Consider the following 14,876-nt stretch of genomic DNA (forward strand, 5'->3'; position numbering starts at 1 on the left):
TATTGCACAGCTTTTAATTTTGTCAGAAAAAAATATTCACATAATTTGTTTACTTGTGCCTTGTTTTTCTTAGAATCGAAGCCATTAAGTTCAGTATTAAACGTTTAGGAAAAGATCATGACTGAAGCAAAACACTCTAAGTTACTAATTTTAGGCTCTGGCCCTGCGGGTTACACTGCCGCAGTATACGCCGCACGTGCAAATTTAAACCCCGTTTTAATTACCGGCATTCAACAAGGTGGCCAATTAACGACCACAACTGAAGTTGAAAACTGGCCAGGCGATGCGCACGGTTTAACAGGCCCTGCATTAATGGACCGTATGAAAGAGCACGCTGAGCGCTTTGAAACGGAAATTGTGTTTGACCACATTAATAAAGTAGATGTGTCTAAGCGCCCGTTCACGCTTACTGGCGACCAAGGTACTTACACATGTGATGCATTAATTATTGCCACTGGTGCATCGGCTAAATACTTAGGCTTAGAGTCTGAGACTAATTTTCAAGGTCGTGGTGTATCTGCATGTGCTACATGTGATGGTTTTTTCTATAAAGGGCGTAAAGTTGCCGTTGTAGGTGGTGGTAACACTGCTGTAGAAGAAGCGCTTTACTTATCTAACATTGCGGATGAAGTACACGTTATTCACCGTCGTGATAGCTTCCGCAGTGAAAAAATTCTTGCTGATCGCCTTAACGAAAAAGCACAAAATGGTAACGTAGTAATGCACTACAACCGTACGCTAGACGAAGTACTTGGCGATGACATGGGTGTAACTGGCGTACGCATTAAAGATACACAATCTGATGCTACCGAAGAGCTTGATTTAGCGGGTGTGTTTATTGCTATCGGCCATAAGCCAAACACCGACATGTTTGAAGGCCAACTAGAAATGAAAGACGGCTATTTAGTGGTTGAGTCTGGTCTTAACGGTAACGCTACACAAACAAGCGTACCTGGCGTATTTGCCGCAGGTGATGTGTCTGATCATATTTACCGTCAAGCAATTACGTCTGCAGGTACAGGCTGTATGGCAGCCCTAGATGCAGAGCGTTTCTTAGATAACCTATAAACGCTACAAAATTAATAAAGGCTGTTAGTTCAGCCTTTTTTTATGCCTAAAATATAGTTACACTTTAATGATAATTAATAAGTTAAGCCCTATATGAGAAACCAGCTATACCAACTAAGTGAAACCGATATAGCATTTCCAAATCCCGAATATGCACTTACCTCCCCCGATGGACTGCTTGCCATAGGCGGCGATTTATCTGTAAAGCGCTTAAGTAATGCCTATAAAATGGGTATTTTCCCGTGGTTTAGCGAAGGTGAGCCCATTATGTGGTGGTCGCCAAGTGAACGCGGCATTGTAGAGCTAAATGACTTTCATATAAGTAAAAGCTTGCGTAAACATTTAAAAAAGCACCCTGTTAAAGTAACTGTTAACAATGCTTTTGCTGAGGTGATAGAAGCGTGCTGTGAGCAACGTATAGACACCGAAGGCACATGGATAACAAACGATATGTTAAGCGCTTATATTGCTGCACATGACGCTAATATTGCGCATAGTGTTGAAGTATGGCAAAACGGCGAACTTGCCGGTGGGCTGTATGGCATTATGCAAAATGGCGTTTTTTGTGGCGAGTCGATGTTTCATCATCAAACTAATTGCTCAAAACTGGCCATGTGGGCGTTAGTTAATTGGTTAAAACGCCATAACGCACATTTTATTGACTGCCAACTAGAAAACCCATATTTAACCTCTTTAGGCGCAAAAGTGATCCCTCGCTCAGAATTTTTGACTAAACTTAAACGAGCAAATGCTTACACCCTCAACTCAACCATGTGGCAACCACAGGAGTTAACAGCAATTTATGAGTGAACACATTCCTGCACGCGTTGGCCTTAGCCAAGAGTTTGCTTGTAGCTATTTACCTGACAGGCAAGAGCAATTATTGGTAATACTTGACCCAACCTGTTACAGCACGCATAAATTTGAGATGCTTTTATCGCTCGGTTTTAGGCGCAGTGGTAATCAAATTTATCGACCGCACTGCCCTTGGTGTAGCGCCTGTAACTCGGTGCGCGTGTTAGCCCAAGAGTTTACCCCTTCAAAGTCACAAAAAAGAAAACTAAATAAAGTAAAAGCAAACTTTGAAGTTAAATACACACACGCTAAGCGCGAAGAATATTACCCACTTTATAGTAAATACATTTCAATGCGCCACAGCGATGGCACTATGTTTCCGCCTAATTTAGAACAGTTTCAAAGCTTTTTATTTTGTAGCTGGTTAGAAATAACGTTTATTGAGCTTTGGCACCAAGACACTTTAGTTGCAGTGGCCGTAACAGATTGCATGGATAACGCTGTTTCGGCTATTTATACGTTTTTCGATCCCGACTTTGAACACTACAGTTTAGGGACTGTGATGATATTACAGCAGCTCGAATTTGCTAAGCAGCAAAATAAAGAATTTGTGTATTTGGGCTACCAAATTGATGAATGCACCAAAATGAAATACAAAACTCAGTTTTTACCCGCGCAAAAACACGTTAATGACCAGTGGTTGGCTATTTAATTTGCAAAAATGCCCGCTGCGCCTTTACTTATTGGCGTATTTTGGGCAAAATCTGCAGCGTTTAACTATTAAAGAGGTGTTACGCTAAACATGGCGAAAGAAGACGTAATCGAAATGCAAGGGACAGTCCTTGATACTTTACCAAATACAATGTTCCGAGTTGAGCTAGAAAATGGTCACGTAGTTGTGGCTCATATTTCAGGTAAAATGCGCAAAAACTATATCCGTATTTTAACCGGCGATAAAGTAACGGTAGAAATGACTCCTTACGATTTATCGAAAGGACGTATCGTATTCCGTGCTCGCTAAGTGCGTAAACGAGATTTAGTTTTTGGCTAGTGAATAACTAGCTTAAAGCGTTTATTAAATGTAATTGATGGTACTGACTAGCAATTACATTTAATAAACAAAAAACCCAGCTTTTGCTGGGTTTTTTGTTGCCTATAAAAAAGCACAAAAAAGCCCACGCATATCGCGTAGGCTAGTTTATATACCCATCCGCATAATTAAGGTATTTATTTTGCGGATGGGTACTATAAGTGAATACACTTATTTAAGCGGGTGTTAAATTACTTTCATAGTCAAAGTTAATTTTCTTATCTTTAACTGATACTTTAACAGTACCGCCATCAACCAGTTCACCAAAGAGTATTTCGTTAGCCAATGGCTTTTTAAGCTCATCTTGAATAACACGAGCCATTGGACGTGCACCCATTGCTTTATCGTAGCCTTTATCTGCCAACCACTCTCGGGCCTTAGAGGTCAGCTCAAGGTTAACTGACTTCTTATCTAATTGTGCTTGCAGCTCAACTACAAATTTATCGACCACTTGCAAGATAACGTCTTTTTCAAGGTGGTTAAACCAAATAATATTATCTAAGCGGTTTCTAAATTCAGGTGAAAATACCTTGTTAATTTCACTCATTGCATCGTGCGTATGATCTTGCTCGGTAAAGCCAATCGATTTACGTGTGGTTTCTTGAACGCCGGCATTGGTTGTCATAACCACCACCACGTTTCTAAAGTCAGCTTTACGACCATTGTTATCGGTTAACGTACCGTGATCCATTACTTGCAGTAGTATGTTGTAAATATCTGGATGGGCTTTTTCAATTTCATCCAATAATACAACTGCATGCGGGTTTTTAATAACGGCTTCGGTAAGTAAGCCGCCTTGTTCAAAACCAACATACCCCGGAGGCGCACCAATTAAACGGCTTACTGCATGGCGCTCAACGTACTCTGACATATCAAAGCGGATAAACTCAACGCCCATACATTTAGCAAGCTGTTTAGTAACCTCGGTTTTACCTACACCCGTTGGCCCCGCAAATAAGAACGAGCCCACTGGCTTATCTTCGTTTGCAAGCCCAGAGCGAGATAAACGAATCGCAGATGTTAACGCATCGATAGACTGATCTTGCCCAAACACCAACATTTTAAGATTACGATCAAGATTTTTAAGCGTTTCTTTATCGGTCGATGACACGCTTTGAGCTGGAATACGCGCCATTTTAGCAATAATCGATTCAATATCTGATACACCAATGGTTTTTTTGCGCTTAGAGCTTGGCTGCAAACGTTGGTTGGCACCGGCTTCATCTATTACATCAATGGCTTTATCAGGTAAATGACGCTCATTAATGTATTTAGCACTTAGTTCAGCAGCTGCTTTTAACGCTTTTTGCGTGTAACGAATACCATGGTGTTCTTCATAACGCTCTTTTAAACCATTTAAAATTTTAGTGGTATCGGCCACACTTGGTTCAAGTACATCAATTTTTTGGAAACGACGCACTAACGCACGGTCTTTTTCAAATATATTTTTGTATTCATTGTAAGTGGTTGAGCCCATACAACGTAACTGCCCGCTTGAAAGCAGCGGTTTAAGTAAGTTAGAGGCATCCATAACACCACCCGATGCAGCACCTGCACCAATAATAGTGTGTATTTCATCAATAAATAAAATTGAATTAGGTTTTGCTTGTAACTCTTTTAATAAGCTCTTAAAGCGTTTTTCAAAGTCGCCGCGGTACTTTGTACCGGCAAGTAATGCGCCCATATCAAGCGAGTAAACAACAGCATCGGCAATTACTTCAGGCACTTGCTCATTAACAATGCGGTACGCAAGGCCCTCTGCAATGGCTGTTTTACCTACCCCTGCTTCACCAACAAGCAGTGGGTTATTCTTTTTACGGCGACATAAAACCTGCACGGTGCGCTCTACTTCGCTGTCGCGCCCTACTAATGGGTCAATATTACCGTCTTTGGCTTGGGCATTTAGATTAGTGGTAAAGCTATCTAACTTACTTGCCTCTTCGTTTTGAACCTCTTGTACTTCTTCATGAATATCGTCAGTGTCATCTCCTAACTCATCATCCGTTTTAGAAATACCATGAGAAATAAAATTCACTATATCTAAGCGAGAAATATCGCTTTTCTTAAGTAAATAAACCGCTTGGCTTTCTTGTTCAGAAAAAATAGCAACGAGCACGTTAACGCCTGTAACTTCGTTTTTACCAGATGATTGAACATGAAAAACCGCACGTTGAAGCACGCGTTGAAAGCCCAGTGTTGGTTGGGTTTCGCGTTCTTCTTCTAAATCGGGAATAACCGGTGTGGTTTCGTCTATGAATTCTAATAGTTCGGTTTTTAAACCAGAAATATCAACACCGCAGGCGTTTAGCGCTTCGCCTGCTGAAGGGTTATCTAAAAGCGCAAGTAAAAGGTGTTCTACCGTCATAAACTCATGGCGGCGTGTACGCGCTTCACGAAACGCGGCATTTAACGTTAGTTCTAAGTCTTTGTTTAGCATTGGCAACCCCTTACTGAGATAATTATTTTATACCACAACAATGAGATGATTGATCACCTAATTGGTATTTATTCCTGCTCACAACTACAAAGCAGTGGATGCTCGTTATCCCGTGCATAACGGTTAACTTGTTCCGCTTTGGTATGGGCTACATCGGCGCTAAATACACCGCATATCCCTTTACCTTTTTCGTGAACTTGTAGCATCACATCAGTTGCTCTATCGCTATCCATATTGAAAAACGTCATTAGAACTTCTATTACAAAGTCCATTGGCGTGTAGTCGTCGTTATTTAAAACAACTTTGTATTTTCGCGGTGGCTGCAGCTTTTGCTTTTCACTATCGCGAACTGTGTCGATGACACCTGAATCTTTCATACCACTCATAATTAAATATAGTCTTGTCTTTAGAACTCAAGCAAACTTGAATAAAAAATAAATTAAATGTTAAAAAAATACCACAAAACACTTGACTGACTGGCCAAATAAACTACAGTCAGAAGTAGATTGATTAATCCTTAGTCAGTCTAGCAAATTATACGGTTTAGAATAACTAAATTAGTCAACTTATAGAAGGATGTAGAAGTATGGCTTGTGGTAAAGTCAAATGGTTCAATAACGCCAAAGGTTTTGGTTTCATCGTAGAAGACGGCTGCGAGAATGATATTTTCGCTCATTACTCAACGATTGTAATGGACGGTTATAAGACACTTAAAGCTGGTCAGGATGTAACATTCGAGCTAGAACAAGGCCCTAAGGGCTTACACGCTAAAAACATTGCGCCTAACGGCGATATTTTAGAGTGATCAAAAATTTGTTCGACTAAAGCGAGCGACCTAATTTAGATCCTCGCTTAATTCCCCACTTACCACTCAACTCTCTTCTTATTACTAAATTGCTCCTGTACACGCTAAATTCAACCCTTTTCCTTGATTTTATTTTATATACCCCAATGTTCTAACAGTTACCTGCTAATTAAGGCTGTTCAAAAGCGCAAGCGCTAGCCCTTTTTAAACAAGCTTGTTACACTCTTGTTGCTAAATTACGCGGTTACATTTTAGCTTATGCTTTTACGCGGCTAAAATACGTGTACTTTGCAACCTATAAAAATCAGTTAGTCAGGTGTGACTATTCTGCCTCTTTGGCATATTAAGAGTACCGACACCTAACAAACTGCTTGTTAACGCAACCATGCGCTAATGAGTTTCTTTGCATTGTTGAATACGGCCACTGCGGCCTACTATCTAGGAATGATGATGACATCAAAAATTATCTACACTAAAACGGACGAAGCTCCGGCGCTAGCAACCTACTCGTTGCTACCAATTATCCAAGCCTATACAAATGCGGCAGGTGTTGAAGTTGAAACTCGCGATATCTCATTAGCAGGTCGTGTAATTGCAAACTTCGCTGATTACCTTACTGAAGAGCAACGCATCGGCGATGCGCTTGCAGAGCTTGGCGAACTTGCAAAAACACCAGAAGCAAACATCATCAAATTACCAAATATCAGTGCGTCTGTACCGCAATTACGCGCTGTCATTAAAGAGCTTCAAGAAAAAGGCTACGCACTCCCAGAGTACCCTGCTGAGCCTAAAAATGATGAAGAAGCTAAAATTAAAGCAACTTACGACAAAATTAAAGGCAGTGCTGTAAACCCAGTATTGCGTGAAGGTAATTCAGATCGCCGTGCACCAGGTTCTGTTAAAGAATATGCACGCAATAACCCTCATTCAATGGGTGCGTGGAGCAAAGACTCACAATCATACGTTGCAAGCATGAGCGAAGGTGACTTCTTTGGTTCTGAGCAATCTGTCACTGTTGATGCAGCAACTGATGTACGTATTGAGCACGTAGCGACTAATGGTGATGTGACTGTACTTAAACAAAGCACGCCGCTAATTGCTGGCGAAGTAATTGATGCATCGCGCATTAGCGCAGCTAAACTACAAGCGTTTTTAGCAGCAGAAATTGATGCAGCTAAAGAAAAAGGCGTATTATTTTCGCTTCACATGAAAGCGACAATGATGAAAGTATCTGACCCTATTATTTTTGGTCATGCGGTAAAAGTTTTCTACAAAGACGTATTTGCTAAACACGGCGAGCTTTTTGAAGAGCTAGGTGTTGATGTAAATAACGGTTTAGGCGACGTTTATTCTAAAATTCAAACATTAGATGATGCTAAGCGCGAAGAAATTGAAGCAGACATTCAAGCGGTTTACGCTGAGCGTCCTGCTATTGCAATGGTTGATTCTGACCGTGGTATTACTAACTTACACGTTCCAAGCGATGTGATCATTGATGCGTCTATGCCTGCTGCCATTCGTTCAAGCGGTCAAATGTGGAACAACGACGGTAAACTACAAGACACTAGCTTTGTGATCCCAGATCGTAGCTACTCAAGCGTTTACCAAGCTACAATTGATTTTTGTAAAGAAAACGGCGCGTTCGATCCTACCACTATGGGTAGCGTACCAAACGTAGGCCTAATGGCTCAAAAAGCAGAAGAATACGGTTCTCACGATAAAACGTTTGAAGCAAAAGCGGATGGTTCTATTCGTGTTGTTGATGCAAATGGCACAACATTACTTGAGCACACTGTTGAGCAAGGCGATATTTGGAGAATGTGTCAGGTTAAAGACGCACCAATCCAAGATTGGGTTAAGCTTGCTGTAAACCGCGCACGTGCGACGGGCGTACCAGCTATTTTCTGGTTAGATGAAAACCGTGCTCACGATGCAGAGCTTATTAAAAAGGTAAACAAATACTTACCAGATCACGACACTGATGGCCTAGACATTCAAATTTTAGCACCGCTTGAAGCAACTTTATTCTCATTAGCGCGTATTAAAGAAGGTAAAGACACTATCTCTGTAACGGGTAACGTATTACGTGACTACCTAACAGATTTATTCCCAATTTTAGAGCTGGGTACCAGTGCTAAAATGCTTTCTATTGTGCCACTAATGAACGGTGGTGGCTTATTTGAAACTGGCGCAGGTGGTTCAGCACCTAAGCATGTTCAACAGTTCGAAAAAGAAAACCACTTACGTTGGGATTCGTTAGGCGAGTTTTTAGCACTAGCGGCTTCGCTTGAGCACCTAAGCGTGAATACAGGCAACAAAAAAGCACAAGTACTTGCTGACACACTAGATAAAGCAACAGGTACGTTCTTAGCTGAAAACAAGTCGCCTTCACGTAAAGTAAAAGAAATTGATAACCGTGGTTCTCACTTCTTCTTATCTTTATTCTGGGCACAAGAGCTGGCTAAGCAAGACGAAGACAGCGAGCTTAAAGCGCAATTTACACAAATTGCGAGCGATTTAGAAACGCAAAAAGAGCAAATCGTAAGCGAGCTTAACGATGCGCAAGGTCCTTCAATGGATATTGGTGGTTACTTCCAACCAAATGATGATGCAGCGTTTAAAGCAATGCGCCCAAGTGCAACGTTTAACGAAATTTTATCTAAATTAGTATAATTTTAGATTAAATTAAAAAACCGCTTACGTTTAAAGTAAGCGGTTTTTTTGTGTCTTTATTTTATATAAAAAGGCCGCTACTTTAACTTTAAAGTAGCGGCCTTTAATAATTAACCTGAATTTTGGATAATTAAAGCTATATTAATTATTTTGTATATGCACGCGGCATAGATGATTCAGTAGTATAGCGCTCACGCAGTTTATCTTGGCGCGACTGCGTAGATACTTCTTCACCGTTAATAATCATTTTACTTACATGGCTACTTAGCTCAAATGGGTCGTTACTCCATACAACCACATCGGCAGCTTTACCTACTTCAAGGCTACCTGCATTTATGCCAAATACGTCGGCTACATTAGATGTAACAGCATTAAGTGCACCTTGCTGGCTCATGCCGTACGAAACTGCATTACCGGCATCAAATCGAAGTTGATAAATATTATGACTGGCATCGCCGCCCACTGTTAAAATAACTTTTACCCCAGCTTTTTCAAGCGCGGCTGCGTTATCTAAACTGGCATGTAAAGAGTCAAAGCTTGAAGGTAAGCTATCCATAGCACTCATAATTACTGGTACTTGCGCTTTAGCAATCTGCTCTTTAACAACAACAGCATCTTGTGCGCCATTGAGTACCAAATTAATACCAAATCGCTCTTTAACTTTAAGTAGCTCAATAATATCAGCCGCACGAGATACGCCCACTACAAGTGGCATATCGCCGCTAAGTACTTTAACCATTACTTTATCTTCAGTACTTGGGGTGCTGTCGTCGTCTTTTTTAGGCTTTTTAGCTGCTTTTGTTTGGTGCTCTTCAAGCTTATTAATTAGCGTTTGCAATGTAAATGCGCGCGAGCCCTTACTGCGCTCACCTAAATAAACCACTAATGCAGCTTGTTTTTGTATGTCGCCTTGTAAATCACCGCTTAAATCAACCACACTTGCTAGGCCCGAAAAAATACTATCGCCACCATGCGGGGTAATTACATCGCGGGTTACACCGCCTTTACGTGCATACGCGATAAGGCTTGAGTGAGCGTTATAAGCAAGGCTTACATCAAAATCAATGCCTGCTTTTTCTTCGCCTGCATCGCGTGAGCCTGCAACTGCACTTACTTCCACTAAGCCAAGTTGATTAATGCTAGCAATAAAACCTGGGGTTACAATTTGCCCATTTGCATCAATAACTTTATCTGCTTGTACTTGCTGTGGATTAATAGCGGTAATTTTACCGTTATCCATAACAATGCTGGCGTTTTCTAAAACGCCTTGCTCGGTTGCCGTATGCAGCGTGGCATTAATAATAGCAAGCGATTGTGCATTGGCTGCACCTGAGGCTAATAGTCCGGCAGCAACCAGAGATAGCGAAAACGAACGTGATAAATTTTTCATTCTGGGCTCCTTATTGTTGGCCTAACATAAAATCACTTTGTGCTTGAAATGCGCTATCGTTTCTATCGTAAACTTTTGCGCCATCAATAAATACTTGTTCAGCTTTTGCGTAAACGCTAAATGGGTTTTGGTTCCAAATAACCACATCGCCTTGCTTACCTGCTTCAAGCGAACCCGTTTTATCTTCAATACCTAATGATTTAGCCGCGTTTGAGGTGATCCACTTAATCGCGTGCTGCTCCGAAATATCAAACCCATTTTCGTTTGCACGGTACATTACTTTACCCGCTTCTTGGTTTAAGCGCTGAATAGTGGTGTCTGAGTCAGAATGCACAATGGCGCACGAATTTTTTACCGCATCAACAATAGCTACGTTTTCTTGAACCATGTCGTAGGCTTCCATTTTAAAGCCCCACCAATCTGGCCAAAGTGCAGCACACGAACCATTTTCAGCTAATAAATCTGCAATTTTATAAGCTTCTACACCGTGATGGAACGTACCTGCGTGATAGCCAAATTCTTTTGAAAGGTCGATCATCATCGCCATTTCTTCAGCTTTATAACAGTGATTATGAATTAACACTTCACCTTCAATTACCGCGCGAAGAGTATCGTGCTTAATATCGCGAACTGGTGCTTCTGGGTTTAAACCTGCTTCATAATCAGCGTCGTACTTATCCCATGCACGTTTGTACTCTTGTGTTTCTGCCCATGCCATACGGTAACCGGCCATGTTACCCATACGGGTTGAAGGCAAAGTACCTTGGCGACCATATACCCGTTTTGGGTTTTCACCACAGGCCATTTTTAAGCCATTAGGCGCATCAGGAAATTTCATTGCTTGCATGGTATGCGCAGGAATGTTTTTAAGTGTTACGCCACGGCCACCAAATAAGTTAGCTGAGCCTGGTAAAATTTGTAGTGAAGTAATACCGCCTTCGCGCGCGCGGTTAAAGCCAGGATCTTGAGGCCATACAGAATGCTCTACCCACACCTCAGCAGTATTTGGGCTGGTCATTTCGTTTCCATCTTGATGAGACTCAACCGATGGGCTTGGGTAAGCACCTAAGTGAGAGTGTACGTCAATAATACCTGGGGTAACCCATTTGCCCTGTGCATCAATGGTTGCATCTGCATTGGCCGATAAGTCTTTACCTACTTGTTGTACTTTACCATCAACAAGTAACACATCGGCGTCATCTAAGCGCTCGCCAGTGCCAGTTAGTACTGTTGCATTGGTAATTAATGTGCTTTTACTTGCAAGCGGTGTGTAGGTGCTTGGGTATGGGTTTTTATTAATGGTGATTTTTGCATCTTGTGGGCCGTTTTCTTGACAGCCAACAAGGGCAGCAGCTAAACCAACTGCTAACAATGAGGGAGCAAATTTTTGCATGTTGTTAGGTTCTCCTGTTTTTTTGCTACTTTAGCTAAAGCGGCGTAATAAAGCTAAAAAAACAGGTAAAAAAGCGATTAAATGAGTTAAACGGCTGTAATTATTTTTTTATATAATTGTTATACAGCTTTTCAAGTGCGCCTTCGGTTGTAAGCGATGGGTCTTTGTTTATAAAGTGTTTTACTGTGCGAGTTACAAAGTCTGAGTTTTGCTTATGTTGCTTAGCAAAATCCTTAATTAATGTATTGCCATCGCTTGCTGCTGTTACTTTATCATGGCGATGACGATACTGGCTAAGTGCCCTATTAAAGTCGCCGTTATAATCCTCTACCAATATTTTATAAAAGTCACTTTTATGAACTTTAAGTACGTTAATACAGTAATTTAATGCCTCTTTAAAGTCGGTAAAAACGGTGCCTTCTACATCAAACTCTTTGGTTTTTTCGCGTACGGTCACGCGGGCTTCTTCGGTGGCATACGTAAACCCTGTAAACGCTAAACGCTCAGATGCCTCTTTACCTAATTTCATACCCGCTTGAATGCTGTGCGCAAATTCGTCACTCATTTCGCTTAATTCGTTTTCTTCCCACATGTTATAAACACGCAGCGCCTTAGCGTACTTATTAGAGAGCTTTTTTTTAAGTTTTGTAAAACGCTCATCTATCGTCATTAGCCTTTCATTATGCAATAAGGCATGGCACTCATAACACGCGGCAATAGAGACAAAGTCGGCCTCTTCGCCTAAATCAATAATGCTCTGCAGCATATGTAACGGCGGGCAATGATCGCGCTCTGTGGCTTCGCATCCACAATAAAAACATTGGTTAAAATGCTTGTGTTCGCAGGCATACGCTTGCTGGTAATAGCTGGCTAACGTTTTGCTCACTGGTTCTCCTAAAAATTAAGCGCGTAAATAATGGGGGCGATAATAGCAGGCTGAGAAAATATGTCAGTAGCTATAAAATAATTTTGCCTAAGTGTGTCAAAAAACACATTTATTAGGGCTTAAATTCAGTCACCTAGCTTAAGTGTGTATTTTTAAACATACCTGCTTACACCTTGTTGCGTTTGGTTAACAGCTTTTTAGTTTGAATCGCTCAATAATAAAGCTGAACCACAAACAATGAGGACTAATTATGAACACGTTAAAAGCTACTTTATGCACAACTATGGTACTAGGCGCTTTTTTACTAATTGCAAAACCAGCATTAGCCACCCAATTTGTCGCGGCCGATTCATCGCCAGGTACACAGGCTTGTATGGCTATTGCAGCTAATAAATCGTACGTAGTACGTAAAGCGTCACGGGATTTAAATATAAGCAAAGTGGTAATGAGCAAAAAGCTGCACTGTAATAACTTATCAATGGGAGACTTTGTTACTTTGTATAATCTTGATAAAAGCGCAAATTATTTAAATATTGATACCAGTACTCGCACATCAATTAAAGATTTAGCTAAATCGTACAACCCAGAAAAAGTAATCATCACAGGGCCAAAATAGTATGGCGTTAACACAAAATTAAGCCAGCTTTGTAAGCAGGCTTAATTTATTAAATAATGGCCGCAATTAAACCAAATAAACCGCCAAACACACCGCCCCATACTACTAGCCAACCTAAATGCTCACGTATCATAGTTTGAATAATGTCTTTAACCATTTTAGGGGTGAGTTCATTTAAGCGCTCATCAACTAATTTAAGTACCGTAGCATGTAAGCTTTGTGCACTATTTCCTTGCGATAACGTATCGTTTACTAGCACTTTAAAATCGTCTGTTTGGCTAATTTGCGCAAGTGATAGCTGCATTTTTTCAATAAACTTTTCTCGCATTGGCTCTATAGCCGCTGTGCCACCAAACATACCTAACATACTGCCAAACTGAGATTGCTCTATTACTTGAAGTAGGTTGTCGAATGCAGGGTTTAAATCAACCTTAGTAATAATGCCTTCAAAGTCGATATTAGGTTGCGCTTTGCTAAGTAGGTTATTAATTTTTTGCTCAGAGAAAAACTCAGTCAAAATTAAATTACGAATAGCCACTTTAAAACTTTCAAATTTTAGAGCAATAACACCCGAGCCGTATAGTAAAGGTACTTTTTCAAATAACATATGAACAGCCAATAAGTTTGTGACAGCACCAGATAGCGCAAATAACCCCACCGATAACACAATAGCGTGGTTAAAAAAGTAGCCTATAACTACGCACAAGACAGCGAGCAAATTGGTGATAAAACTTTTGTTCATTGTTACTCCATTAGCATTTTTTATATCGTTAATTTTACAACGATTAGTTTGTTAAATTAATACTTTTTTGCCATAGTTTAAGTATCTGTTTAAAAGGCGAGCAATTGATATGTGGAAAACAGTAAACGAGCACATTAGCCAAGCCATTCATTATGACTTTAAACATACTTACAAACGTCAGCTGCAAAGTACAAATACCGATAAACTCTATCAACTAACCGATGGAAAGCACAATTACCTGGTTAAAATTGCCCTTAAAAGCGAACTAGATCGTCTAGAAAGCGAAGCGATAGGACTTAAGCAGCTCACCCAAAATAGTGTTTTTATGGTGCCCGACTGCATTGTAACAGGTGCTAATATTGAATTTTCGTTTATTGTACTTGAATGGTTAGTACTTGATAAACAGCCCCACACGCATTGGCACGATATGGGTAAACAACTGGCTATGCTGCACCAAAAGCACGACCAAGCAATGTTTGGCTTTGATGTAGATAATTACCTAGCCACTACCGTGCAACCAAACCAGTGGCATAAAAAATGGGACTTATTTTACGCAGAAGAGCGCATAGGCTGGCAACTGCAACTATTAGCCGAAAAAGGCATTCAGCTTGTAGAGCATGAGCTATTAATTAATTTGGTAAAAGAGCAATTGCACAGCCATATTGTGGAGCCCTCTTTAGTACATGGCGACTTTTGGCGAGGAAATATGGGCTTTATTAAAAATGTACCGACCTTATTTAATCCCGCATGTTATTACGGAGACCGTGAGGTAGATATTGCAATGAGCGAGCTATTTGCCCCCTTACCTGATGATTTTTATAACGCCTATAACGCGCAATACCCATTAAGCGAAAACTATAAAAAGCGCAAAGCAATATACCAACTTTACCCTATTTTAAATCACGCAAATATATTTGCAGGGCACTATCTTACTCAGGCTAAGCAGCATATTGATGAGCTGCTATCGCTTTAAATAATAAC

Annotated in this window: 14 protein-coding genes; 8 read left to right on the forward strand and 6 right to left on the reverse strand. The window is 40.7% G+C overall.

From position 1 onward, the window contains the following. Positions 1–117 precede the first annotated feature (117 nt). The 4 genes from trxB (at position 118) to infA (ending at position 2,884) form a co-directional block, all read left to right on the forward strand. The gene (gene trxB, locus PSH50_RS01155; RefSeq protein ID WP_024033489.1) at positions 118–1,068 is read left to right on the forward strand and encodes a thioredoxin-disulfide reductase; all 951 of its coding nucleotides are present in this window, start codon (positions 118–120) and stop codon (positions 1,066–1,068) included. 93 nt (positions 1,069–1,161) lie between these two features. After that, positions 1,162–1,878, forward strand: coding sequence for a leucyl/phenylalanyl-tRNA--protein transferase (gene aat, locus PSH50_RS01160; RefSeq protein WP_138579863.1), 717 nt, complete (start codon positions 1,162–1,164; stop codon positions 1,876–1,878). Next, on the forward strand, positions 1,871–2,575 hold the full coding sequence (locus tag PSH50_RS01165; protein ID WP_273586856.1) for an arginyltransferase: 705 nt from the start codon (positions 1,871–1,873) through the stop codon (positions 2,573–2,575). The genes aat and PSH50_RS01165 overlap by 8 nt, the downstream gene beginning before the upstream one ends. Before the next feature lie 90 nt (positions 2,576–2,665). Further along, the gene (gene infA / locus PSH50_RS01170; RefSeq protein ID WP_002962494.1) at positions 2,666–2,884 is read left to right on the forward strand and encodes a translation initiation factor IF-1; all 219 of its coding nucleotides are present in this window, start codon (positions 2,666–2,668) and stop codon (positions 2,882–2,884) included. 244 nt (positions 2,885–3,128) lie between these two features. Here the strand turns inward: infA and clpA are convergent, their stop codons facing one another. Together clpA and clpS are read right to left on the reverse strand one after the other, a co-directional pair. Continuing rightward, positions 3,129–5,390, reverse strand: a complete 2,262-nt coding sequence (gene clpA / locus PSH50_RS01175; protein WP_004586753.1) for an ATP-dependent Clp protease ATP-binding subunit ClpA — start codon at positions 5,388–5,390, stop codon at positions 3,129–3,131. 68 nt (positions 5,391–5,458) lie between these two features. Next, positions 5,459–5,767: an ATP-dependent Clp protease adapter ClpS gene (gene clpS / locus PSH50_RS01180; protein WP_004586754.1), complete on the reverse strand. Its 309-nt coding sequence runs from the start codon at positions 5,765–5,767 to the stop codon at positions 5,459–5,461. Between the two features lie 209 nt (positions 5,768–5,976). Between clpS and cspD the strand changes: the two genes are divergently transcribed. Together cspD and PSH50_RS01190 are read left to right on the forward strand one after the other, a co-directional pair. After that, positions 5,977–6,195, forward strand: coding sequence for a cold shock domain-containing protein CspD (cspD, locus tag PSH50_RS01185; protein WP_004586755.1), 219 nt, complete (start codon positions 5,977–5,979; stop codon positions 6,193–6,195). A gap of 450 nt (positions 6,196–6,645) precedes the next feature. Further along, positions 6,646–8,868 carry an NADP-dependent isocitrate dehydrogenase gene (locus PSH50_RS01190; RefSeq protein WP_055253781.1) on the forward strand — a complete coding sequence of 741 codons (2,223 nt, stop codon included), beginning with the start codon at positions 6,646–6,648 and terminating at the stop codon, positions 8,866–8,868. Between the two features lie 145 nt (positions 8,869–9,013). Here PSH50_RS01190 and PSH50_RS01195 read toward each other — a convergent pair whose 3' ends face one another. The 3 genes from PSH50_RS01195 to PSH50_RS01205 all read right to left on the reverse strand — a co-directional run bounded on the left by PSH50_RS01195 (position 9,014) and on the right by PSH50_RS01205 (position 12,537). Next, the gene (locus PSH50_RS01195; RefSeq protein ID WP_273609224.1) at positions 9,014–10,258 is read right to left on the reverse strand and encodes an amidohydrolase family protein; all 1,245 of its coding nucleotides are present in this window, start codon (positions 10,256–10,258) and stop codon (positions 9,014–9,016) included. A gap of 10 nt (positions 10,259–10,268) precedes the next feature. Beyond that, positions 10,269–11,651 (reverse strand): amidohydrolase, encoded by a 1,383-nt coding sequence (locus PSH50_RS01200; RefSeq protein WP_273609225.1) that lies wholly within the window; start codon positions 11,649–11,651, stop codon positions 10,269–10,271. Between the two features lie 100 nt (positions 11,652–11,751). Then, positions 11,752–12,537: a hypothetical protein gene (locus PSH50_RS01205; RefSeq protein WP_004586759.1), complete on the reverse strand. Its 786-nt coding sequence runs from the start codon at positions 12,535–12,537 to the stop codon at positions 11,752–11,754. Positions 12,538–12,787: 250 nt separating this feature from the next. Here PSH50_RS01205 and PSH50_RS01210 point away from each other — a divergent pair, with 250 nt between their 5' ends. After that, positions 12,788–13,153: a DUF3718 domain-containing protein gene (locus PSH50_RS01210; protein ID WP_273586854.1), complete on the forward strand. Its 366-nt coding sequence runs from the start codon at positions 12,788–12,790 to the stop codon at positions 13,151–13,153. Between the two features lie 49 nt (positions 13,154–13,202). Here PSH50_RS01210 and PSH50_RS01215 read toward each other — a convergent pair whose 3' ends face one another. Beyond that, positions 13,203–13,895: a hypothetical protein gene (locus PSH50_RS01215; protein WP_029772433.1), complete on the reverse strand. Its 693-nt coding sequence runs from the start codon at positions 13,893–13,895 to the stop codon at positions 13,203–13,205. A 109-nt stretch (positions 13,896–14,004) separates the two neighbouring features. Here PSH50_RS01215 and PSH50_RS01220 point away from each other — a divergent pair, with 109 nt between their 5' ends. After that, a complete protein-coding gene (locus PSH50_RS01220) occupies positions 14,005–14,868 on the forward strand; it encodes a fructosamine kinase family protein (RefSeq protein ID WP_273586853.1) in 864 nt (287 codons plus the stop codon). The last annotated feature ends 8 nt before the right edge of the window (positions 14,869–14,876 follow it).

This window comes from Pseudoalteromonas sp. Angola-7 (assembly GCF_028599255.1).
Classification (GTDB): domain Bacteria; phylum Pseudomonadota; class Gammaproteobacteria; order Enterobacterales; family Alteromonadaceae; genus Pseudoalteromonas; species Pseudoalteromonas atlantica.

What these genes read in the sequence shown, in the direction of transcription:
- aat (WP_138579863.1), top strand. Translation starts at nt 1,162, where the DNA reads ATGAGAAACCAGCTATACCAACTAAGTGAAACCGATATAGCATTTCCA.
- clpS (WP_004586754.1), bottom strand. Translation starts at nt 5,767, where the DNA reads ATGAAAGATTCAGGTGTCATCGACACAGTTCGCGATAGTGAAAAGCAA.
- PSH50_RS01220 (WP_273586853.1), top strand. Translation starts at nt 14,005, where the DNA reads ATGTGGAAAACAGTAAACGAGCACATTAGCCAAGCCATTCATTATGAC.
- trxB (WP_024033489.1), top strand. Translation starts at nt 118, where the DNA reads ATGACTGAAGCAAAACACTCTAAGTTACTAATTTTAGGCTCTGGCCCT.
- infA (WP_002962494.1), top strand. Translation starts at nt 2,666, where the DNA reads ATGGCGAAAGAAGACGTAATCGAAATGCAAGGGACAGTCCTTGATACT.
- PSH50_RS01190 (WP_055253781.1), top strand. Translation starts at nt 6,646, where the DNA reads ATGACATCAAAAATTATCTACACTAAAACGGACGAAGCTCCGGCGCTA.
- clpA (WP_004586753.1), bottom strand. Translation starts at nt 5,390, where the DNA reads ATGCTAAACAAAGACTTAGAACTAACGTTAAATGCCGCGTTTCGTGAA.
- PSH50_RS01215 (WP_029772433.1), bottom strand. Translation starts at nt 13,895, where the DNA reads ATGAACAAAAGTTTTATCACCAATTTGCTCGCTGTCTTGTGCGTAGTT.
- PSH50_RS01200 (WP_273609225.1), bottom strand. Translation starts at nt 11,651, where the DNA reads ATGCAAAAATTTGCTCCCTCATTGTTAGCAGTTGGTTTAGCTGCTGCC.
- PSH50_RS01165 (WP_273586856.1), top strand. Translation starts at nt 1,871, where the DNA reads ATGAGTGAACACATTCCTGCACGCGTTGGCCTTAGCCAAGAGTTTGCT.
- cspD (WP_004586755.1), top strand. Translation starts at nt 5,977, where the DNA reads ATGGCTTGTGGTAAAGTCAAATGGTTCAATAACGCCAAAGGTTTTGGT.
- PSH50_RS01210 (WP_273586854.1), top strand. Translation starts at nt 12,788, where the DNA reads ATGAACACGTTAAAAGCTACTTTATGCACAACTATGGTACTAGGCGCT.
- PSH50_RS01195 (WP_273609224.1), bottom strand. Translation starts at nt 10,258, where the DNA reads ATGAAAAATTTATCACGTTCGTTTTCGCTATCTCTGGTTGCTGCCGGA.